The sequence below is a fragment of the Rhodococcus olei genome, from assembly GCF_039540555.1.
In the GTDB taxonomy this organism is placed as follows: domain Bacteria; phylum Actinomycetota; class Actinomycetes; order Mycobacteriales; family Mycobacteriaceae; genus Rhodococcus_G; species Rhodococcus_G olei.
The window spans coordinates 49,164-67,994 of the sequence record NZ_BAABFB010000048.1; the positions used below are offsets into that span (position 1 = coordinate 49,164).

20 protein-coding genes are annotated in these 18,831 nt (G+C 70.0%); 9 read left to right on the forward strand and 11 right to left on the reverse strand.

Going from position 1 to position 18,831, the window contains the following annotated elements:
- Window positions 1-23: 23 nt before the first annotated feature.
- Both ABD951_RS14935 and ABD951_RS14940 read right to left on the reverse strand, forming a co-directional pair.
- Window positions 24-1,352, reverse strand: coding sequence for a class I SAM-dependent methyltransferase (locus ABD951_RS14935; RefSeq protein WP_345346136.1), 1,329 nt, complete (start codon window positions 1,350-1,352; stop codon window positions 24-26).
- Complete coding sequence (locus ABD951_RS14940; protein WP_345346375.1) at window positions 1,349-2,749, reverse strand: FAD-binding oxidoreductase; 1,401 nt, start codon at window positions 2,747-2,749, stop codon at window positions 1,349-1,351. The genes ABD951_RS14935 and ABD951_RS14940 overlap by 4 nt, the downstream gene beginning before the upstream one ends.
- A gap of 266 nt (window positions 2,750-3,015) precedes the next feature.
- Here ABD951_RS14940 and ABD951_RS14945 point away from each other — a divergent pair, with 266 nt between their 5' ends.
- Window positions 3,016-3,450, forward strand: coding sequence for an SRPBCC family protein (locus tag ABD951_RS14945; RefSeq protein WP_345346139.1), 435 nt, complete (start codon window positions 3,016-3,018; stop codon window positions 3,448-3,450).
- 7 nt (window positions 3,451-3,457) lie between these two features.
- Here ABD951_RS14945 and ABD951_RS14950 read toward each other — a convergent pair whose 3' ends face one another.
- On the reverse strand, window positions 3,458-4,279 hold the full coding sequence (locus tag ABD951_RS14950; RefSeq protein ID WP_425569861.1) for an Rv3717 family N-acetylmuramoyl-L-alanine amidase: 822 nt from the start codon (window positions 4,277-4,279) through the stop codon (window positions 3,458-3,460).
- Window positions 4,280-4,411: 132 nt separating this feature from the next.
- Here ABD951_RS14950 and ABD951_RS14955 point away from each other — a divergent pair, with 132 nt between their 5' ends.
- Together ABD951_RS14955 and recR are read left to right on the forward strand one after the other, a co-directional pair.
- Entirely contained in the window at window positions 4,412-4,711 is a 300-nt protein-coding gene (locus ABD951_RS14955) for a YbaB/EbfC family nucleoid-associated protein (RefSeq protein WP_345346142.1), read from the forward strand.
- A 12-nt stretch (window positions 4,712-4,723) separates the two neighbouring features.
- Entirely contained in the window at window positions 4,724-5,332 is a 609-nt protein-coding gene (gene recR, locus ABD951_RS14960; RefSeq protein WP_345346145.1) for a recombination mediator RecR, read from the forward strand.
- 12 nt (window positions 5,333-5,344) lie between these two features.
- Here the strand turns inward: recR and ABD951_RS14965 are convergent, their stop codons facing one another.
- Together ABD951_RS14965 and ABD951_RS14970 are read right to left on the reverse strand one after the other, a co-directional pair.
- The gene (locus ABD951_RS14965) at window positions 5,345-6,088 is read right to left on the reverse strand and encodes a DUF899 domain-containing protein (protein ID WP_345346148.1); all 744 of its coding nucleotides are present in this window, start codon (window positions 6,086-6,088) and stop codon (window positions 5,345-5,347) included.
- Between the two features lie 83 nt (window positions 6,089-6,171).
- Window positions 6,172-7,098 carry a LysR family transcriptional regulator gene (locus ABD951_RS14970; protein ID WP_345346151.1) on the reverse strand — a complete coding sequence of 309 codons (927 nt, stop codon included), beginning with the start codon at window positions 7,096-7,098 and terminating at the stop codon, window positions 6,172-6,174.
- A gap of 144 nt (window positions 7,099-7,242) precedes the next feature.
- On the opposite strand from ABD951_RS14970, the gene ABD951_RS14975 reads away from it, so the two are divergent.
- Complete coding sequence (locus tag ABD951_RS14975; RefSeq protein WP_345346381.1) at window positions 7,243-8,631, forward strand: NAD(P)/FAD-dependent oxidoreductase; 1,389 nt, start codon at window positions 7,243-7,245, stop codon at window positions 8,629-8,631.
- A gap of 531 nt (window positions 8,632-9,162) precedes the next feature.
- Window positions 9,163-9,939 (forward strand): VOC family protein, encoded by a 777-nt coding sequence (locus ABD951_RS14980; RefSeq protein WP_345346154.1) that lies wholly within the window; start codon window positions 9,163-9,165, stop codon window positions 9,937-9,939.
- A 239-nt stretch (window positions 9,940-10,178) separates the two neighbouring features.
- Here the strand turns inward: ABD951_RS14980 and ABD951_RS14985 are convergent, their stop codons facing one another.
- From ABD951_RS14985 to ABD951_RS15005, 5 genes are all read right to left on the reverse strand, one after another.
- Window positions 10,179-10,622 carry an SRPBCC family protein gene (locus ABD951_RS14985; RefSeq protein ID WP_345346157.1) on the reverse strand — a complete coding sequence of 148 codons (444 nt, stop codon included), beginning with the start codon at window positions 10,620-10,622 and terminating at the stop codon, window positions 10,179-10,181.
- 6 nt (window positions 10,623-10,628) lie between these two features.
- Window positions 10,629-11,255: a maleylpyruvate isomerase family mycothiol-dependent enzyme gene (locus tag ABD951_RS14990; RefSeq protein WP_345346160.1), complete on the reverse strand. Its 627-nt coding sequence runs from the start codon at window positions 11,253-11,255 to the stop codon at window positions 10,629-10,631.
- Window positions 11,256-11,396: 141 nt separating this feature from the next.
- Window positions 11,397-12,113 carry a type 1 glutamine amidotransferase gene (locus ABD951_RS14995; protein WP_345346163.1) on the reverse strand — a complete coding sequence of 239 codons (717 nt, stop codon included), beginning with the start codon at window positions 12,111-12,113 and terminating at the stop codon, window positions 11,397-11,399.
- Window positions 12,106-13,356, reverse strand: coding sequence for a MurT ligase domain-containing protein (locus ABD951_RS15000; protein ID WP_345346166.1), 1,251 nt, complete (start codon window positions 13,354-13,356; stop codon window positions 12,106-12,108). Before ABD951_RS15000 ends, ABD951_RS14995 begins: the two co-directional genes overlap by 8 nt.
- Window positions 13,357-13,392: 36 nt before the next feature.
- Window positions 13,393-14,430, reverse strand: coding sequence for an EamA family transporter (locus tag ABD951_RS15005; RefSeq protein WP_345346169.1), 1,038 nt, complete (start codon window positions 14,428-14,430; stop codon window positions 13,393-13,395).
- Window positions 14,431-14,502: 72 nt separating this feature from the next.
- Here ABD951_RS15005 and ABD951_RS15010 point away from each other — a divergent pair, with 72 nt between their 5' ends.
- Complete coding sequence (locus ABD951_RS15010; protein WP_345346172.1) at window positions 14,503-15,399, forward strand: LysR family transcriptional regulator; 897 nt, start codon at window positions 14,503-14,505, stop codon at window positions 15,397-15,399.
- A gap of 88 nt (window positions 15,400-15,487) precedes the next feature.
- Here ABD951_RS15010 and ABD951_RS15015 read toward each other — a convergent pair whose 3' ends face one another.
- Window positions 15,488-15,877 carry an SHOCT domain-containing protein gene (locus tag ABD951_RS15015; RefSeq protein WP_345346175.1) on the reverse strand — a complete coding sequence of 130 codons (390 nt, stop codon included), beginning with the start codon at window positions 15,875-15,877 and terminating at the stop codon, window positions 15,488-15,490.
- Between the two features lie 150 nt (window positions 15,878-16,027).
- On the opposite strand from ABD951_RS15015, the gene ABD951_RS15020 reads away from it, so the two are divergent.
- The 3 genes from ABD951_RS15020 to ABD951_RS15030 all read left to right on the forward strand — a co-directional run bounded on the left by ABD951_RS15020 (window position 16,028) and on the right by ABD951_RS15030 (window position 18,820).
- Window positions 16,028-16,453 carry a DUF6325 family protein gene (locus ABD951_RS15020; RefSeq protein WP_345346178.1) on the forward strand — a complete coding sequence of 142 codons (426 nt, stop codon included), beginning with the start codon at window positions 16,028-16,030 and terminating at the stop codon, window positions 16,451-16,453.
- A gap of 27 nt (window positions 16,454-16,480) precedes the next feature.
- Entirely contained in the window at window positions 16,481-16,837 is a 357-nt protein-coding gene (locus ABD951_RS15025) for an SHOCT domain-containing protein (RefSeq protein ID WP_345346181.1), read from the forward strand.
- A gap of 81 nt (window positions 16,838-16,918) precedes the next feature.
- The gene (locus ABD951_RS15030) at window positions 16,919-18,820 is read left to right on the forward strand and encodes an alkyl/aryl-sulfatase (protein WP_345346184.1); all 1,902 of its coding nucleotides are present in this window, start codon (window positions 16,919-16,921) and stop codon (window positions 18,818-18,820) included.
- The last annotated feature ends 11 nt before the right edge of the window (window positions 18,821-18,831 follow it).

The window sequence follows — 18,831 nt, forward strand, 5'->3', positions numbered from 1 at the left end:
CCGGCCGCGCGAGTTGACCGAGTCTAGGCCCGCCACCAGGGGCGCAGCGGCAGATTCGCCTCGCCGTCGGCGCCGAGCTTGACGGCCAGCACCTGGTGCAGCTGCACGACGTTGCGTTCGAAGCCGAGCTGCGAGCCGGCCATGTAGAGCCCCCACACCTTCGCGGTGCCCTCGCCGACCTCGGCGACGCACTCGTCCCAGTTGGCCTCGAGGTTGCGGCACCAGCCGGCCAGCGTCAGGGCATAGGATTCGCGCAGGTTCTCCTCGTGCCGCACCTCGAGCCCGACGTCCTGGACCTCGGTGATGATGCGGCCGGACCCGGTCAGCTCCCCGTCGGGGAAGACGTACCGGTCGATGAACCCGCCGGCGCGCGCGTTGTGCTTGTTGTCGGGCCGGGTGATGCAGTGGTTGAGCATCAGGCCGCCGTCGCGCAGCTTCGACTTGATGAACCCGAAGTACGACGGGTAGTTGTGTACGCCGATGTGCTCGGTCAGGCCGATCGACGAGACCGCGTCGAATCCGGTCTCGGCGACGTCGCGGTAGTCGGAGTACCGGACCTCGGCGAGCCCGGACAGGCCCTCGTCGGCGATCGCCTTCTGTGCCCACTGGGCCTGCTCGGCGGACAGCGTCGCGCCGATCACCTTGACCCCGCGCCGCGCGGCGTAGCGGACCATTCCGCCCCAGCCGCAGCCGATGTCGAGCAGCCGGTCGCCCTCCTTCAGGTTCAGCTTCTCGAACACCAGGCGGTACTTGTTCTCCTGCGCGTCCTCGAGCGACTGGTCCTCGGACTCGTAGGCCGCACAGGTGTAGGTCATCGACGGGCCGAGCACCTTCTCGTAGAAGGTGTTCGAGACGTCGTAGTGGTGGTGGATGGACTCGGCGTCGCGCGTCTTGGAGTGCCGCAGGCCCTCGGCGATGCGGCGCCAGCGCGGCAGCGACTCCTGCGGCGGGGGCGCGATGGGCTTGAGGACGTCCCAGCCGAGGGAGCGGGCGATGTGGGCGAGCTCGCGGGGGGTCGGCCGGTTGAAGTGCAGCTGCTCGCCGAGTACGCGGAGGACCTCGTACGGGTTGCCGGGGTGCGCACCGATGATCTCGAGGTCGCCGGAGATGTAGGCGCGCGCCAGGCCGAGGTCGCCGGGGGCGGTGACCAGATAGGTCGTGCCACGGGGGGAGCGCAGGTTGAGGTGGAATGTCGCATCCGGCGATCCCAGGGAGCTGCCGTCGTATGCGGTGAACCGCACCGGAAGGTCCTTGCCGACGACGATTTCCAGGATCTCGGCGATCGACAGCTTACGGCCGCCCTCCGCACCGCCGGCGGCGGTGGAGGTCGGGGCGTCCTTGAACATGGTCATTTGCGTTGCACCGCCTTCGAATACAGGTCCAGCAGACGTGAGTTCGGGTCGTACTTCTTCTTCAATCCGTCGTAGCGTTCGCCGCCGTAGAGCGCGGCGAACTCGTCCTCGTCGTAGTAGGCGTCCGAGTAGAGCGACTTGTGGCCCTCGAACTCGGTCACGGCGCGCTCGATCCGCCGGTTCGCCGCCCCCTCCGGCTGTCCGGGGACGATCGGCACCGACGACCAGAAACCGATGTTGACGTAGCTGCGCTTCGGCTCGAGCGGGTACAGCGGCCACGGGCGGTCGGGGGCGGCGCCGGCCGGTTCCGGTTCGCGCAACCGCAACGGGCACAACCAGATCGGCTCGATCGGGATCTCCCGCAGGAACCACCGCACGAAGTCCGCGGTGCGTTCGATCGGCACCTCCACGTCCTGGACGACACGCTCCCGCGGCGGCAGCCCCTTGCGCTGTTCGAGCCGGTCACCGATGTCGTACTTCCGGTCGAGCGCGATCAGCTTCCAGTAGAAACTGCTGCGGCGGTAGCGTTTCGGCCACCAGCGGCGGATCTGCGGGTTCTGCGTCCCGAACGCTCGCGAACACCAGAACCAGTCGGTGTCCCACCGCCACAGGTAGTCGTGGATGGTCAGCCGGTCGGTCTTGGGGTGGTTGACCGACTCGTGCTGGATGGACCGGTAGTAGACGTCCATGCCGGTGTAGTCCGACACCGGACCGGGTTCGTCGGTCCGGGTGGCGAGGGTCAGGTAGCACTCGGTCGCCGAGAACACGACGCCGTCCAGGTAGTCGACGGCGACGCCGTCGTGACTGCGGGTGTGGGTGATCGCGTCCATCGTCGACTGCAGCGTGTCGAGGTCGTCGAACCGGAGATGCCGCAGTGCGACATAGCGTTCGACGGGTTCGAGCTGGATCCGCAGGCGTGTCGAGTAGCCCAGCGTGCCGTACGAGTTCGGGAACCCGTAGAACAGGTCGGCATGCTCGCCGTCCGGGGTGGCGGTGAGGATCTGGCCGTCGCCGGTGAGAATGTCGATCTCGAGCACCGACTCGTGCGGCAGCCCGTTGCGGAAGGACGTGGACTCGATGCCGAGGCCGGTGACGGCGCCGCCCAGCGTGATCGTCTTGAGTTGCGGGACGACCAGCGGCGCGAGACCGTACGGCAGCGTCGCGTCGACCAGGTCCTCGTAGGTGCACATGCCGGCGACGTCCGCGGTCCGCGCCTGCGGGTCCACCGAGATCACCCCGGTCAGGCCCGACACGTCGAGCCCGGGGGCGTCGGTCTTCGCCCGGGCCCGGAACAGGTTCGACGTCTTCTTCGCCAGCCGCACCGTCGCGGAGGGCGGAATCGCTCGATAGCTCGCCAACAGACGCTCGACACCCGCGCGGTGGGCCGGGACCCCGATCTCGCGCGGTGCGGTCGAACGTCGGCCCGGTCGTCTGTGGAACGCGTTCGAAGTGACTGCCACCCTTCGACGCTATCCCCTGATGCCCCACCCTGCGACCGGTGACGCGCGGGGTTTGCTCGAATCGCCGGCCGACTGCGGCCCCTGCCACGCTGTGACGGGGCGCACAGCGCCGACGGCGGGCTGGCCGGAACATCGCCGGTGCAGGCACGATGAAGGTTCACAGGGGTGGCGCTCGGCCGTCCCGGACGCGAAGGAGAATCCCGGTGGGACAGGTCAGTGCGAGCAGTTCGGTCGAGGTCGCGGCGGCTCCGGAGGCGGCGCTCGCCGCCGTGGCGGACTACCAGACGGTGCGCCCGCGGGTCCTGAGCGAGCAGTACTCCGACTACGCGGTCCTCCAGGGCGGCCAGGGCAACGGCACCGTGGTGCAGTGGGCGCTCAAGGCGACCGAGAAGCGCACCCGCAACGTCAAGGCCACCGTGACCGTCGCCGGTGACACCGTCACCGAGACGGACGCCAACTCGAGCATGGTCACCACCTGGACCGTGACTCCGCACGGGACGGGGTCGACGATCACGACCACGACCAGTTGGAAGGGGGCCGGCGGTATCGGCGGGTTCTTCGAGAAGACCTTCGCGCCGATCGGGCTCAAGAAGATTCAGGCCGCGGTGCTCGCGAACCTGGCCCGCGAACTGGGGTAGGGACTCCTCAGCGTCCGGAGAGGAACGCGACGACGCCGCCGACGACCGCCCGCGCGTAGCGGGCCCGGCCGGCGTCGTCGACCATCTCCCGGGCGTCGGTGGGGCTGCGCATGTTGCCCAGTTCCACCAGGATCGAGGGGCGCTGCGCCAGATTGAGCCCGGCGAGGTCGGTGCGGGGCTGCAGTCCGTGGATCCCGGTGTAGGTGGACGGCATCAGGCCCGCGGCGACCAGGGCGTCGCGCATCGTGGACGCGAACGTCACCGACGGGCCGGCCTGCACGTCGTTCAGGGGCGGCGCCGAATAACAGACATGGAAACCGGACTGGTCCGGTCCCGCACCGTCCGCGTGCACCGCGACCACCGCGTCCGCGCCGGAGGCGTTCGCCAGCGTGGCGCGTTCGTCGACGCAGCTGCCGACCGACGTGTCGTCGGCGCGGCTGACCACCACGCGGGCGCCGAGGTCCTCGAGCTCTGTGCGCATCACCCCGACCACCTCCCAGGCGAAGGTGTGCTCGGGATAGCCGTCGACGGTGGCGGTGCCGGTGGTCTGGCAGTCCTTGGTGTCTCCGCGTCCGGCCGGGACCTGCGCGGTCATCGCGGCGTCCTGTGATCCGCTGTGTCCGGGATCGAGGAACACGGTCTTGCCCGTCAACGGCGTGGTCGACCCGGGATCGGGGCGGGCGCCGGCGATCCCCAGGCGCGGGGCCGGTGTCGAGGTCACCACCCGGTCGCCCGCGACGGCGCCCTCGGTGGGGATGGTGCAGCCGGTCGTCACGAAGGCCAGTGCGACGAGCGCGACGGCACCCGCGCGCACCGGCGTGACCCACACCGGGGTACCGGCCGCGCGGGGTCCGCGCGGTCGTGACGTCGCTGGCACGCGCCCACCGTAACCGTCAGCGTCTACGCTGGCGGGCAAACACGCAGAAAGGACCGCAACGTGCAGCCCGGTGGACAACCCGACATGCAGCAGCTCCTCGCGCAGGCCCAGCAGATGCAGCAGCAGCTGATGGCCGCGCAGGCAGAGATCGCCGAGACCGAGGTCAGTGGGCAGGCCGGTGGCGGCCTGGTGACCGCGACGGTCAAGGGAACCGGGGAGGTCGTCGCGCTGTCGATCGACCCGAAGGTCGTCGACCCCGAGGACGTCGAGACCCTGCAGGACCTGGTGATCGGCGCCATCGCCGACGCCGCGAGCAAGGCGCAGGAGATCGCGGCCGGCAAGATCGGCCCGATCGCGGGTGGCCTGCCCGGGCTCCCGTTCTAGCGGGGGTTCCGCGTGTACGAGGGTCCGGTCCAGGATCTGATCGACGAGCTCGGCAAGCTGCCGGGTATCGGGCCGAAGAGCGCCCAGCGGATCGCCTTCCACCTGCTCGGCGTCGAGCCGCCCGAGATCGAGCGGCTGCAGAACGCGCTGCAGCGGGTGCGGGAGGGCGTGCAGTTCTGCGAGGTGTGCGGCACGGTGTCGGACAAGGAGCGGTGCCGGATCTGCTCCGACGACCGACGGGACCGCACGATCATCTGTGTGGTCGAGGAGCCGAAGGACGTCCAGGCGATCGAACGCACGCGGGAGTTCCGGGGTCGCTACCACGTCCTCGGTGGTGCGCTCGATCCGCTCAGCGGTGTCGGCCCCGACCAGCTGCGAATCCGGGAGTTGTTGGCGCGCATCGGTAATCAGGAGGACGGGGTCGACGTCACCGAGGTGATCATCGCGACCGACCCGAACACGGAGGGCGAGGCGACCGCGACCTATCTGGTGCGGATGCTGCGGGATTTCCCGGGCCTGTCGGTCACCCGGCTGGCGTCCGGACTGCCGATGGGGGGCGACCTCGAGTTCGCCGACGAACTGACGCTGGGACGCGCACTGTCCGGCCGCCGCGCGATGTGACCGTGCCGCCCGTCAGGACGTGAAGTCCGGGCGGGCGGCGTGTGCGCGTTCGCTGCGTCCCTCCGGCTTCTCCCAGGACTCCTGCCTGCCGAGGGCGGTCAGGTCGAGGAAGTAGTACGACCCGCCGGTCGACTCGAGGCCGCGGGCGTACTGCGAGTACGTGTGGAAGACGCGGTCGTCGACGCGGAGAAAGCAGCTGCGTCCCGGCATCTCGAAGGGCTGCTCGCAGTCGAAGAAGTCCGAGCCCATCGCCTCGAACTCGGCCCGGCTGCGGTAGTTGTACCGGGCCGGGGTGACCGACTCGTCGATCGTCACGCCGAAGTCGTGGTTGAAGTCGGTGCCGTACGACGAGTACCACGGCAGGTCCCAGCCGCGTTCGGCCTTCCATCGCAGCAGTTTCGCGAGCGGCGCGCGGGACACCATCGCGTAGGCGGTGTCTCGCGCGCGCAGATGCTCGACGAATCCTGCCGACAACTCGTCGGTGCCCGCCGTGCAGCTGGGGCAGCCCTCGTCCCAGGACGGGTCGAACATGAAGTGGTAGACGATCAGCTGTCGCAGGCCGTCGAACAGGTCGATCAGCTGCACCGGGCCGTCCGGGCCGTCGAGGACGTAGTCCTTCTCCACCTCGACCATCGGGAGGTTCCGGCGCTGGGTGTTCAGGGCGTCGCGCTGCCGGGTCAGCTCCTTCTCCCGAGCCAACAGCTCGGTGCGGGCGGCCAGCCATTCGTCCTGGGTGGCGATCTTCGGAAGGTTCATCGTGCGCTCCTCTGCGTCGTTCCGGGGGCGGGGTGCCCCTGGAGTGGTGACCGATGTCGGTGCGCCTACTCATCGCCGTGCCCCTACAGCCGGGGTTCCTCCGGGTCGGGGAACGCGGCGCCGACGGCACCACCGGGTTTGATGCTCTGCCGCAACGACTCGACCAGCTCGGCCATCGCCGGGGAGGCGGCGCCGGTGCGCACGACACCGCACACCGGCACCCGCAGCCGGCCCTTCGCCTCGCGCATCACCTGTAGTCCCGATCGCGGGACACTGCCGGTGACGGTGCTGTCGTAGAGCACGGTCCAGGCCCGGGGGTTGTTGATCACGTCGAGGGTCGCGGTGTGGTCGCGGGCGATCGGCGGTCCGAACTGGGGCCGTCGCCCGACCTCGGCGAACGCCTCCTCGACCACGGTGTGGATCAGCACCTGGCTGCTCCGCGGCGGCAGCAGCAGGGGATACGGCGCCAGCTCGCCGAGTTCGACGGTGGAGAACGCGGACAGCGGATGCTCGCTGGAGGTGACGATCCGCAGATCCTCGATGCCGAGCGGGACAGTCTCGAGTCCGGGGCGGTCCAGCGAGCCGCGGATCAGCGCGATGTCGGCGTCCCCGGACGCGACCGCGTCGATCCGGTCCCGGAAGCTCTTGATCACGAACTCGATGTCCAGGTCCGGGTGCCGGGCGCGCACCCCGGCGATGGCGTCGAGGCTCTGCGGCGCGAACGACATGTTCGCGGTGATCCGGACCCGGTTGCGGGGCTGTTTGGCGACCGCGAGGGCCTGGGTCTCGAGACTGATCACCTGCTGTGCGATCGGGACGAGGCGGGCGCCGGCGGGGGTCGGGCGCACCACCCGGGTGGACCGGTCGAACAGGGTGGTGCCGAGCTCCTGCTCGAGCTTGGCGATCTGGTGGCTGATCGCGGACTGCGAGATGAAGCACTTCGCGGCCGCGCGGCTGAAGCTCAGTTCCTCGCTGACCGCGAGGAAGTAGCGCAGCTGCCGGAAGTCCACACCCCCATTCTACTTATGAGCGATCGAGATAACTGAATTGCGAATAACCCAGGATGGTGGCGAGGTGACGGCGTAAATACTTAGCGTGGCTCTCATACGTCTGATTCAGCGTTGATTCAGTAGGAGGTTCCCGTGGGTGAGGCAGTGCAGGACCGGACCGAGGTCGTGATCGTGGGGTCGGGCTTCGGCGCCCTGGCAACGGCGAAGAAGCTCGCCAAGGCCGGCAAGCCCTTCGTGCTCATCTCCGAGACCACCGAACACCTCTTCCAGCCGCTGCTCTACCAGGTCGCGACCGGTGTGCTCGCGGCAGGCGAGATCGCCCCGTCGGTGCGCGCGATCCTCGCGAAGTACCCGAAGGCGGACGTCCGCCTCGGCCGCGTCGTCGACGTGCACGCCGAGGCCAAGGAACTCGTCTACGAGGCCGCCGGGCAGCGCCACACCCTCGGCTACGACTCGCTCGTCGCCGCGACCGGCGCCCGGCAGTCGTACTTCGGACGCGACGAGTTCGCGAAGGTCACCTACGCGCTCAAGACCGTCGACGACGCCGAGCGGCTGCGCGCCCAGATCGTGCGCTGCTTCGAGGAGGCGCACACCACCAGCGATCCCGAGCGCCGCAAGAACCTGCTCAGCTTCATCGTGATCGGCGCCGGCGCGACCGGTGTCGAACTTGCCGGCCAGATCAAGGAACTCGCGGGCCGCTACTTCGAGCAGTCGATCCGCGGCGTCACCGCCGACGACGTCACCGTCACCCTCGTCGAGGGCGCGGGTGTCGCGATGCCGGCCTACGGCGGCAAGCTCAGCGAGTACACGAGGACGTCGCTGGAGAACGCGGGCGTCGAGGTCGTGCTGAACACCCTGGTCACCGACATCGACGAGCACGGCGCGACGCTCAAGGCGCACGGTGAGCAGGACGGCGTGCGGCGCACCGCCGAGACGATCATCTGGTCGGCCGGCGTGCAGGCCAACGACTTCGCGCGGGTGCTCGCCGAGCGCACCGGCTGCGAGACCGACCGCGCCGGACGGCTGCTCGTCAACCCCGACCTCACCGTCGGCGGGCGTGCCGACATCTTCGCCGTCGGCGACATGACGTCGCTGAACAACCTTCCCGGCCAGTCTCCGGTCGCGATGCAGGGCGGCCGTCACGTCGCCCGCACGATCCTCGGCAAGACCAAGCGCGGCACCCCGTTCCGCTTCCGGGACAAGGGCAGCATGGCGATCATCAACCGTTTCCGCGCCGTGACGAAGGTCAAGGGCATCGAACTGACCGGCGTCCTGGCCTGGGTGCTGTGGCTCGCCGTGCACATGGTGTACCTGGTCGGTTTCCGCAACCGCTACGTCGCGGTGATGTCGTGGTTCGGGTCGTTCCTCGGCCACCGGCGCCCGCACTTCCACTACGCGCAGGAGCCGCAGCACATCGCGGAATCTGTTGCAGGAGACGGCGGTTCGGGCGACGGCACTGCAGAGGCGATCAAGCCCGAGGTGATCAAGAGCGCGGTGCCGGTCGAGCCGAAGGAGCCGGTCGCGGTCTCCTGACCCCCGCAGACGGCCGAGTGCGCCCCACCCAGGGATTCCGGGTGGGGCGCACTCGCTTCTTCCGGGCGGCCGACTCGGTCGGCGACAGCCGCGCCGGCGACCCGAAGAGTCGGGCAGGTCGGTCGGTGCCTACGTGCTGCCGAGTGCATCCGGCTCGGGGCCTCCGGGCGGTCCGTCCGAGGGGGGTCCCGCACGGAAAGTCGTCGGGTCGAATGCTCTTCGGTGCCCTTGCCCGACGTCACGGTGCGGACACGCGCGTCGGTGTCGGGTTGCAACTCGGGAACGGTCGGTCGGAGCCCTTGCTCGACCGTTCGCTGCGCGTAGCATCAGTGCTGCGGATCGAGTGAGTAATCGGAAACGGTGAAATCCTCGTGAAACAGAGATCCGGCCGAGAGTGCGCAAGCATTCCCGGCCAGACCCCTGTTCGGGGGTTCGCCTCTTCGGGCCGGGTTGTCACCCGGCACCTGTCGGTGGCCGGGCGTAGGTTGGGGCGAGCACCAAGCCCTCAGCACCCTGCCGAAGGAGTCCGTTGTGCCCGAGCGTAAGTCCCTGGTCGGAGCCCCCTGCTGGATCGACCTGTCCAGTTCCGACCTGTCCCGCGCAGTCCCGTTCTACACCGGCCTGTTCGGCTGGTCCTGTGACACCAACGAGGACCCGCAGTACGGCGGGTACGCGATCTTCAGCAAGGACGGTGAACCGGTCGCGGGAATCATGAAGCAGGACGAGGAGAACCCGTACGGCGACGTGTGGACCGTCTACCTCGAATCCACCGATGCCGCGGCGACCGCGGAGGCGGCCACGCCGGCCGGCGGTCAGGTGATCATGCCCGCGATGCAGGTGGGGGACCAGGGCAGCATGGCGATCCTCACCGACCCCGCCGGCGCGGTGATCGGGGTCTGGCAGCCGGGGCAGCACCGCGGCTTCGGGCGCTGGGGCGAACCGGGCACGCCGGCCTGGTTCGAAACGCTGTCGCGCGACTACCGCGCGGCGCTGCCGTTCTACGAGACCGTGTTCGGCTGGACCCTGAACCCGATGGGCGACGACGACGAGTTCCGCTACTCCCAGGCCCGGATCGGCGGCGAGAACATCGCCGGACTGATGGACGCCTCCGGCTTCCTCCCGGCCGAGGTGCCCTCCTTCTGGCGGTGGTACGTCGCGGTGCCGGACGCCGACGCCGCGGTGTCCACGGTGCTCGAGCTCGGTGGCTCGGTCGCGGGGCCCGCGGAGGACAGCCCGTACGGCCGCGTGGCCACGGTCGCCGACCCGCTCGGCGCCCAGTTCCAGATCGTCGCGATGCGCGACGAGTAGGCCGCCCCGCCCCGCCCGGCCCCTGTCTCGCGGGCCGGGCCGGGTCGCGGCTGCGCGGGCACGGGAAACCTCGAATTGCTGATCAGGGATATTGCCCGAGGTGCACAGTGCGCGTACCGTAAGTGATGCGGATCGAGAAGAGCGAACTGGTAACGGTTCGAAGAACTCGAAAAGCAGAGATCCGGCCGGGAACGCGATTTATCGCTACGTTCTCGGCCGAACCCCTGTCCGGGGCCGGGTCATTCGGCTTCCAGCAGTTCCTTCAGTCGGTCCAGGTCCTTGCGGTTGGCCCGACGCATCGCCGCGGCCATCAGCGGAGCCGCCACGGCGCCGAATCCGGATGGCTCACCGACATTGCGCAGCGTCATCAGCGTCGACCCCCGGCCCGCGTCCCGCCACTCGTATTCCGTCCGCATCGGGAACGGCCCCCGCGCGGTGCTCATCACGAGCCGTTCACCCGGGGTGTACTCGCGAACCTCGTAGGTGTAGGCCAGCCGCCGACCGAGGAACTCGGCGACGAACTCGAACGTCGAACCCACGACGAGCGGTGGATTCGACGTCCACCGCGCCTCGGTGATGTTCGCGTACCACGCGGTCGCGTTCACCGGGTCGCACGCGAAGTCCGCGACCACCGAGCGGGGTCGTGCGATCACGGCCTCGGTGCGGACGTCGACAGCGGCCACCGGCCGTCAGGTCCGGTCCCGGAGGGTCTGCACACCCTCCCCGGACAGGTCGTCGAGCGCCGCCGCGCGGCCTGTCATGGCCATCGTCAGTGCCAGCATCGGGCCCGCCACCTCGGGTCCGGACCCGATCGTCCAGGCGGTGTCGGTCGCCCGCAACGTCAGGCCGGCGATCCGGTTCTTCGCGCCGATCAACAGGTTCGAGCCCTTGTAGAAGTCGGCGACCCGCACCAGCGCGTCCATCGGGTAGGCGTGCTCGATGCCGAGGGGGCGGCGAATGTCCTCGGCGTGCACGATCGTCTCGCCCAGCCAGGAATCCACCGGTCCGGGTGGTGACGTGGTCGACCCGGCAACCGCCCGGAACTCGGCGAGCGTGTCGGCCGGCGTGCCGCGGGTCTCGGCGGCCACGTTCTTCGCGGCGAACGTCTCGAACCGCAGACCGGTGCCGAGCATCCCGAGGAAGAACTTCGGCGGGGTCATCTTCGCGGTCGCGGTCATGTGACCGAGCGTTTCCCAGACCGACCACTTCGCGCACAGGGACCGGGTGGACCACTGCTCGTCGGTCAGCGAGGCCAGGTCGTCGGCGAGAGCCAGTCGTTCGGCGTGGATGGTCGCCCAGGGGCTGTTGGATGCCACGGTTGCCTCCTCAGCAGGGCGCGGCCGCGGTACGTGCCGCTGCTCGGAACGTACACCCGCTGCGCCGACCCCGCCCGCTCTCGGAGCCCGCGCACCGGACGTTCCGTCGCGAGCGCCCCTCCGGCCTGCCCGCCGCCGGCCTCAGCGGCCTGCCGCGAGCCGCTCCCGGCGCAGCCGGTCGACCTCCGGAAGTTCGAGCGGTGCCAGCGCGTCGACGCCCAGCGCGCGGGCCAGCAGCAGGTCCGCCAGTTCCGGATTCCGGGCCAGCGCCGGGCCGTGCATGTACGTGCTGATCACCGACCCCTGCACCGCGCCCTCGAAACCGTCCCCGACGCCGTTGCCGACACCGTGCGTGACCGTCGCCAGCGGGCGGGCGTCCGGGCCGAGGGCCGTGCCGCCGCGGTGATTCTCGAATCCGGTCAACGGCTGACTCAGTCCGTCGATCAGCGGACGGGTGATCACCTCGCCGATCGCGCGGGTCTGCTGCGGGGAGGTGGTGACGTCGAGCATCGACACGCCCTCGACCCGCTCGCCGGCGGAGGTCTCGTACCAGTGCCCGAGGACCTGGATCGCCGCGCAGATCGCCAGGACCGGTGCGCCGCGCTCGGCGGCCTTCTGCAGACCCGGGTAGCGGCGCAGGTGCCGGGTGGCCAGGCGTTGTGCCGAATCCTCCGCGCCGCCAAGGGTGTACACGTCGAGGGACTCCGGAACCGGATCGGACAGCGTGATCTCGACGATCTCCGCGTCGATTCCGCGCATCCGCAGCCGCTGCCGCAGGATCAGCGCGTTGCCGCCGTCGCCGTAGGTGCCCATCACGTCGGGCAGCACCAGCCCGATCCGTACGGTCGACTCAGACACGCTCGGCTCCCTTCGCGATGGCGGTGTTCAGGTCCCGGAACGCGGTGTAGTTGGCCAGCACCTCGACCCGTCCGGCCGGGCAGGACGCGATCGCGCGCAACGGATCCGGCTCGAGTGTGTGCTCGACACCGGCGTAGGTGAGCCGGACCGCGAGATCGGTGGCGCGTTCCCCGGACGCGACGACCTTGACCCCCTCGAAGTGTTCGAACCGCACGTCCCACAGCCAGGAGAGGTCCTCGCCGTCCGGGACCTGACCGTTGACGGCGATGACGAGACCGTCGACCGTCGGGTCGATCATCGACAGCGCCTCCTGCCAGCCGGCCGGGTTCTTCGCGAGCAGCATCCGCAACGAGTGCTCGCCGACCTGGACGGCGGCGTACCGTCCGGCGATCTCCCGGACCCCAGCCGCCGCGGCCACCGCCGCGCGCGGGTCCGCGCCCATCGCGACGGCCGCCGCGACGGCCTGCGCCGCGTTGCCGCGGTTCGCGCGACCCGGCAGGGTCAGTGCCATCGGGACCACGACACCGTCCGGGCCGTACAGGTTCTCGTCGTCGACCCACCAGTCCGGCGTCGGGCGGGCGAAGTCGGCGCCGGTGCTGCGCCAGTTGCCGTCGGCGTCCCACACGATCGGTTCGCCGCTGCGCGGACAACTCGTGGCGTCGTTCGCCCACCCGGATCCCGCGGCCACCCACACCACGTTCGGGTTGTCGTACGCCGCGGAGGCGACCAGCACGTCGTCGCAGTTCGCGACCACCACCGCGTCCGGGTGCGCGGCCAGGCCCGCCCGCAGCCTCCGCTCGATCATGTTGATCTCACCGACCCGGTCCAGCTGGTCGCGGCTGAGATTGAGCAGCACGATCGCCTCGGGCCGCAGGGCGTCCGCGACGTGCGGGGTGTGCAGCTCGTCGACCTCGATCGCGGCGAGCCGGGCGTCGACGTGCGCGCTCAACGCCGAGACGATGCCCGCGTCCATGTTCGCGCCGTCCGCCTGCGTGGCAACCGTGCCGACGGTCGCGAGTGCGGCCGCGGTCATCCGGGTCGTCGTCGACTTGCCGTTCGTACCGGTGACCAGCACCGTGCGCTTGCCGTGGCCCAGCTGGGTCATCAGGGTCGGGTCGATCTTCAGGGCGATCAAACCGCCGATCATCGACCCGTTGCCGCGCCCCGCCTTCTGCGACGCCCACGACGCCAGCGCGGCCGCGCGCAACGCGAGACGGCCGCGGGCGGAAAATCGAGTGCTCATAGCCACGCGCGCAGTTTTCCACACCGCGCGACCGGGTCAGACGCGCGCCGGGTCGGGGGTGGGCAGCACCACAGCCGCGCGCCCGTCGACGGCCACGCTCGTCGGCCCGCCGACGGCCACATCTGTCGGCCCGCCGACGGGTGCGGATGCCGCCCCGACCCGGGTGCGGGACCCGGTGGCTCCGTGTAGACACCCCGCCACCACCAGGGCACCGCCGCACAGCGAGAGCGGGGTCGGGCGCTCGCCGAGGACGATCCAGGACGCCGCGATCCCGACCACCGGAACCAGCAGCGAGAACGGTGCCACCGTCGATGCCGGGTACCGGCTCATCAGCACGGTCCACAGGCCGGATCCCGCGATCGTGCCGAGAGCCACGATGTAGACGAGCCCGATCAGGGCGGGCAGCCCGTCGGTCGTGGTGAACGCCGTCCCGAGCGCCGACCAGCCCACGGTCGGTCCCTCGAGCACAGCGGACAGGGCGAGCATCGGGAGCGGCGGGATCACCGTCATCCACAGCATCAGTCGCATCGGCGACTCGGATCGAGCTCGCGGACCGGCGATGGTTGCCTGTCGGCCGGCGATGGTTGCCTGCCGGCTGGCGATGTTGCCGACGGCCCAGCCCAACGCGCCGCACAGCGTCAGCAGCAGGGGGAGCAGGCTCGCGTGCGCGAACCGGTCCCATCCGATCGTGACCATCCCGGCCACCGCGACGACGATCCCGACGACCTGACGGCGGCTGACCCGCTCGCGCAGCAGCAGCGCGCCAAGCAGCACCGTCATCGGCGCCGACGACTGCAGCACGAGCGAGGCCAGCCCGGTCGGCATGCCGGCGTGCATCGCCCAGAACAGGAACGTGAACTGGAGGATCCCGAATCCGATCCCGTACAGCAGCAGCCATCGCACCGGTACGTTCGGCCGCGGCACGAACAGCACCACCGGGATCGCGATCACGAGGAAACGCAACGCCGCAAAGAAGAACGGCGGAAAGTGATCGAGGCCGGCGCGGATGGCCAGGAAGTTCAGTCCCCACAGCAGCGCGACGGTGATCCCGATCAGGCGGTCCCGGTTGGTCATGTGCTCAATCGTCCGGGCCGAAATACATCAGGACAATCGAATATTGGTACACCATCCATGTAGATTTTCTGCATGGATGTGGAGCGGTTGCGGGTGCTGCGCGAGCTGGCGGACCGGTGCACTGTCGCCGCCACCGCGGCGGCCCTGTCGCTGACGCCGTCCGCGGTGTCCCAGCAGTTGAAGATCCTCGCCCGGGAGGCCGGTGTCGCGATTCTCGAACCCGACGGGCGGCGGCTGCGGTTGACCGACGCCGGCCACGCGTTGGTGCTGCGCGCCGACGACGTGCTCGCCGCGCTCGACCGGGCGACCGCGGAGATGGCGTCGTACGCGGGCTCGCCGCGAGGTCGCGTCCGCGTGGCGCTGTTCCCGTCCGGCGCCGCACTGCTGCTGCCGGGCGTGCTCGAGCGCGCCGCGCGGGTCGGCGTGCTGATCGACGCCCAGGACGTCGACGAGCCGGCCGCCGCGGTGCCGCAGCTGCTCGCGGACTTCGACGTCGTGCTCACCCACCGCGACGAGCGGGCGCCGACGCTGATCTCGCCGCGGGCGCGGTTCGAGACAGTGATGCGGGAGCCGATCGACCTGGTGATGCCGCCCGGGCATCGGCTGGCCGGGCGATCCGCGGTCGGGCTGGAGGAGTTGGCGGACGAGAGCTGGATCAGCGTCCGGGGCGGATTCCCCGTCGACGACGTGCTCGAGTCGGTGGCGACGGTGACCGGGGTGCAGCCGCGGGTCGTGCACCGCATCAACGACTTCGCGGTGATCGAGGCGCTCGTGCTCGCCGGTCACGGTGTGGCGCTGATGCCGAGGTACGTGCCGCTTCGGGCCGGCCTGGTGAGCGCCCGCCTCGCGGGCGTGCGGGCGGCGCGCAGCTACGAACTCGCGACCCGCCCCGCGGCCGCGGCGCGTCCGGCCGTGGCGGCGGTGCTCGCCGCGTTTCGCGCGGAGGCCGCGGAACGCTCCGGATCGTGACGGCCGGTCCGGCGGAGCCGCGCGGAGAAACGACCGCGCCGGTCCGGGCGGGGGCCCGAACCGGCGCGAGACGTCGGTGAGACTGCGGTCAGCCCAGCGCCTTCGACTTCAGCGACTGGAACTCGGCCTCGGTGATCGTGCCCTCGTCGAGCAGCGCCTTGGCGGCAGAGATCTGGTCGGCCGGGGACTTGCCCGCAACCTCCTTGATGTACGCGTCCTGTTCGCTCTTCATGACCTGGGCCGCCGCGAGCGAGCGCCTCGTCATGCCTTCACCGCGGGCGATCAGGTAGATCAGGGCCGTCAGGAACGGAACGAAGATCAAGAAGAAGACCCACACGGCCTTCCACCATCCGGACAGCTTGTGGTCGCGGAAGAGGTCGCCGATGATCGAGAAGAGCAGCATCAGGTAAGCCACGAAGGCGAACGTGATGAGGATTATCCAGAGAACGTCCCAGAACGAGTTGACGGCAGAGTTCATCGGAGTGACTCCATTCCACATTGATGATTCGATTGTGGAACGAGGATCGCGTGTTTCCGGCCGCCCCGCCTCATCCTCCGTAGGTGAGATCGGCCTCATTCATCCGCAGCGGGTGATGTGCCGGAAGCCGGGCTCGACGAGGGTGGGGGCATGGACGAGACGGTGAGCATCGGTCCGGTCGAGTTGGTCGTGTTGACGTTTCCCGGTGCGGGGGTCGACCCCGCAACGGTCGCCGCCCTGCAGGATGTCGTGTCGAGTGGTTACGTGACCCTCCTCGACCTCGTGTACATCTCCAAGGACGAGGCGGGCAACGTCATCCAGATCGACGTCGACGAGGACCTTCAGGACGTGGGCCTCGAGATTCTGTCGATTGAGGCGAAGGCACTGATCAGCGACGAGGACCTCGACGTCGTGCGCGACTCGCTGGACCCGGGCAGTTCGGCCGCGATCATCGTGTACGAGCAGAGCTGGGCCCGGCAGTTCACGTCGAGCGCGCGCGCGGCCGGTGGCGAGGTCGCGTTGCACGTGCAGATTCCCCATGACGTCGTTGTTGCCGCGGTCGAGGCCGCGCTCTAGTTTTCGCGCCCGAGCTTAGGAGGAACCATGGTTTTCAGGGCAGGACGCGTCGGACGTCCCGGACTGCTCGGTACCGTCGCACGGACCGCGGTGGTTGCGGGAACGGCCCGAGCCACCACCAACGCGATGGACCGTCGCGCGCAACGCAAGTACTCCGAGCAGCAGGCGTACGCGGAGCAGCAGGCCGCGGACCAGCAGGCCGCCTACGCGGCCCAGCAGCAGGCGGCCGCCCAGCAGCAGGCGGCGCAGCAGGCCGCGGCGCAGCAGCAGGCGCCGGCGGATGACGACATGATCGCGAAACTGCAGCAGCTCGGACAGCTGCACCAGTCGGGCGTGCTGACCGACGACGAGTTCGCTGCAGCGAAGGCCAAGCTGCTGGGCTGAGGCGGTTCCGCCGCCCGTGCGCGAGATCGTGGTTGCGGGGTCCCGGAGGGGCGCGGACACAACGCACCGGAGGTGCGGGGCATGACCGAGCAGGCGGACGCGGCGCCGACGATCGCCGCGGCCAACGCCGCCGCGGCGGCGATGTTCCCCGACGACACGGCCGGCCTGGCGGAGGCGGACCGCGGATTCGTCGCGGCCCTCGACCCCGGTGTCGTCACCGGGGAGGGGGGCGCCCCGGTGTGGGACGTGGACACCTACGACTTCCTGGCGGGGTCGTGTCCACCGACCGCGCACCCCGGTCTGTGGCGGCAGTCGCGGTTGTGCGCCAAACAGGGATTGTTCGAGGTCGCCGACGGCATCCACCAGATCCGCGGACTCGACCTGTCGAACATGACCCTCCTCGAGGGCGAGTCCGGCGTCGTGGTGATCGACCCGCTGATCTCGGCGGAGACCGCGGCGGCCGGGCTCGCGCTGTATCGCGCCCACCGCGGCGACCGTCCGGTCACCGCGGTGATCTACACGCACTCGCACATCGACCACTTCGGCGGTGTCCGCGGTGTCACCACCGCAGCCGAGGTCGCGTCGGGGCGCTGCCCGGTCCTCGCCCCGGTCGGGTTCACCGAGCATGCCGTGGCGGAGAACGTCTACGCCGGCACGGCGATGGCCCGACGGGCGGCGTACATGTACGGCGCGGCGCTGCCCCGGGGGCCGCGAGGTGGCATCGGGGCGGGTCTCGGGCAGACGACCTCGACCGGTACCCCGACGCTGATCCTCCCGACCCGGCTCGTGACCCGGACCGGCCAGGTCGAGACGGTCGACGGGCTGCGGATCGAGTTTCAGCTGACCCCGGGCACCGAGGCGCCGGCGGAGATGAACTTCCACCTCCCGGACCTACGCGCCCTGTGCATGGCCGAGAACGCCACCCACACGCTGCACAACCTGCTGACCCTGCGGGGCGCCCTGGTTCGCGACCCGCACGTGTGGGCGTACTACCTGACCGAGGCGATCGTCCGGTACGCGGGGCGGTCCGATGTGCTGTTCGCCTCGCATCACTGGCCGACCTGGGGGACCGAGCGGCTCACCGAGTTCCTGTCGTTGCAGCGCGACCTCTACGGGTTTCTGCACGACCAGACCCTGCGGCGGATCAACCAGGGGCACACCGGAATCGAGATCGCCGAGCAGATCGAACTTCCACCGGCACTGCGGGCGGCGGTCCACGCGTTCGGCTACTACGGGTCGGTCAGCCACAACGTCAAGGCCATCTACCAGCGCTACATGGGGTGGTTCGACGGCAACCCGGCGCACCTGTGGGAGCATCCGCCCGTCGAGTCGGCCCGGCGGCACGTCGAGTTCATGGGCGGTTCCGCGGAGGTGCTGCGGAAAGCACGAATCTCGTTCGCGGAAGGCGACTTCCGTTGGGTGGCGCAGGTCGTGAACTACGTGGTGTTCGCCGAACCGGACAACGCCGAGGCCCGCGCCCTGCAGGCCGACACCCTCGAGCAACTCGGCTACGGCGCGGAGAACGGCACCTGGCGCAACTTCTACCTGACCGGTGCCCACGAGCTGCGGCACGGGTCCGTCGGCACCCCGACCACCGCGTCGGCGGCCGACATCGCGGCCGCGCTGACGGTGCGGCAGGTGTTCGACGCGGTCGCGCTGAGGATCGACGGGCCGCGAGCGTGGGACGCGCACCTGATCGTCGACTGGAACGTCACCGACGAGTCGGTGGTGCACCGCACCGAACTGCGCAACGGCCTGCTGGTGCACCACGACCTGGACCCGGAGTTCGGTGTTCAGGTGGCGCCCGACGCGCTGTTCACCCTGACCCGCCCGATCATGATCGGGGTGCTGCTCGGGTCGGTCGACCTGCCCACGGCGATCGCGGACGGGCGGGTCGGAGTCGAGGGTGAGGTCGCCAGGCTGGTGGAGCTCGCCGGCTACCTCGACGCCCCCGACCCCGACTTCCCGATCGTCACGCCGTAGGTCGCGGAGCG

Coding starts and splice junctions, on each gene's coding strand:
- ABD951_RS14935 (WP_345346136.1), bottom strand. CDS start 1,352: ATGACCATGTTCAAGGACGCCCCGACCTCCACCGCCGCCGGCGGTGCG.
- ABD951_RS14955 (WP_345346142.1), top strand. CDS start 4,412: ATGCAGCAGCTCCTCGCGCAGGCCCAGCAGATGCAGCAGCAGCTGATG.
- ABD951_RS14965 (WP_345346148.1), bottom strand. CDS start 6,088: ATGAACCTTCCGAAGATCGCCACCCAGGACGAATGGCTGGCCGCCCGC.
- ABD951_RS15000 (WP_345346166.1), bottom strand. CDS start 13,356: ATGAGCACTCGATTTTCCGCCCGCGGCCGTCTCGCGTTGCGCGCGGCC.
- ABD951_RS15005 (WP_345346169.1), bottom strand. CDS start 14,430: ATGACCAACCGGGACCGCCTGATCGGGATCACCGTCGCGCTGCTGTGG.
- ABD951_RS15010 (WP_345346172.1), top strand. CDS start 14,503: ATGGATGTGGAGCGGTTGCGGGTGCTGCGCGAGCTGGCGGACCGGTGC.
- ABD951_RS15015 (WP_345346175.1), bottom strand. CDS start 15,877: ATGAACTCTGCCGTCAACTCGTTCTGGGACGTTCTCTGGATAATCCTC.
- ABD951_RS15020 (WP_345346178.1), top strand. CDS start 16,028: ATGGACGAGACGGTGAGCATCGGTCCGGTCGAGTTGGTCGTGTTGACG.
- ABD951_RS15025 (WP_345346181.1), top strand. CDS start 16,481: ATGGTTTTCAGGGCAGGACGCGTCGGACGTCCCGGACTGCTCGGTACC.
- ABD951_RS15030 (WP_345346184.1), top strand. CDS start 16,919: ATGACCGAGCAGGCGGACGCGGCGCCGACGATCGCCGCGGCCAACGCC.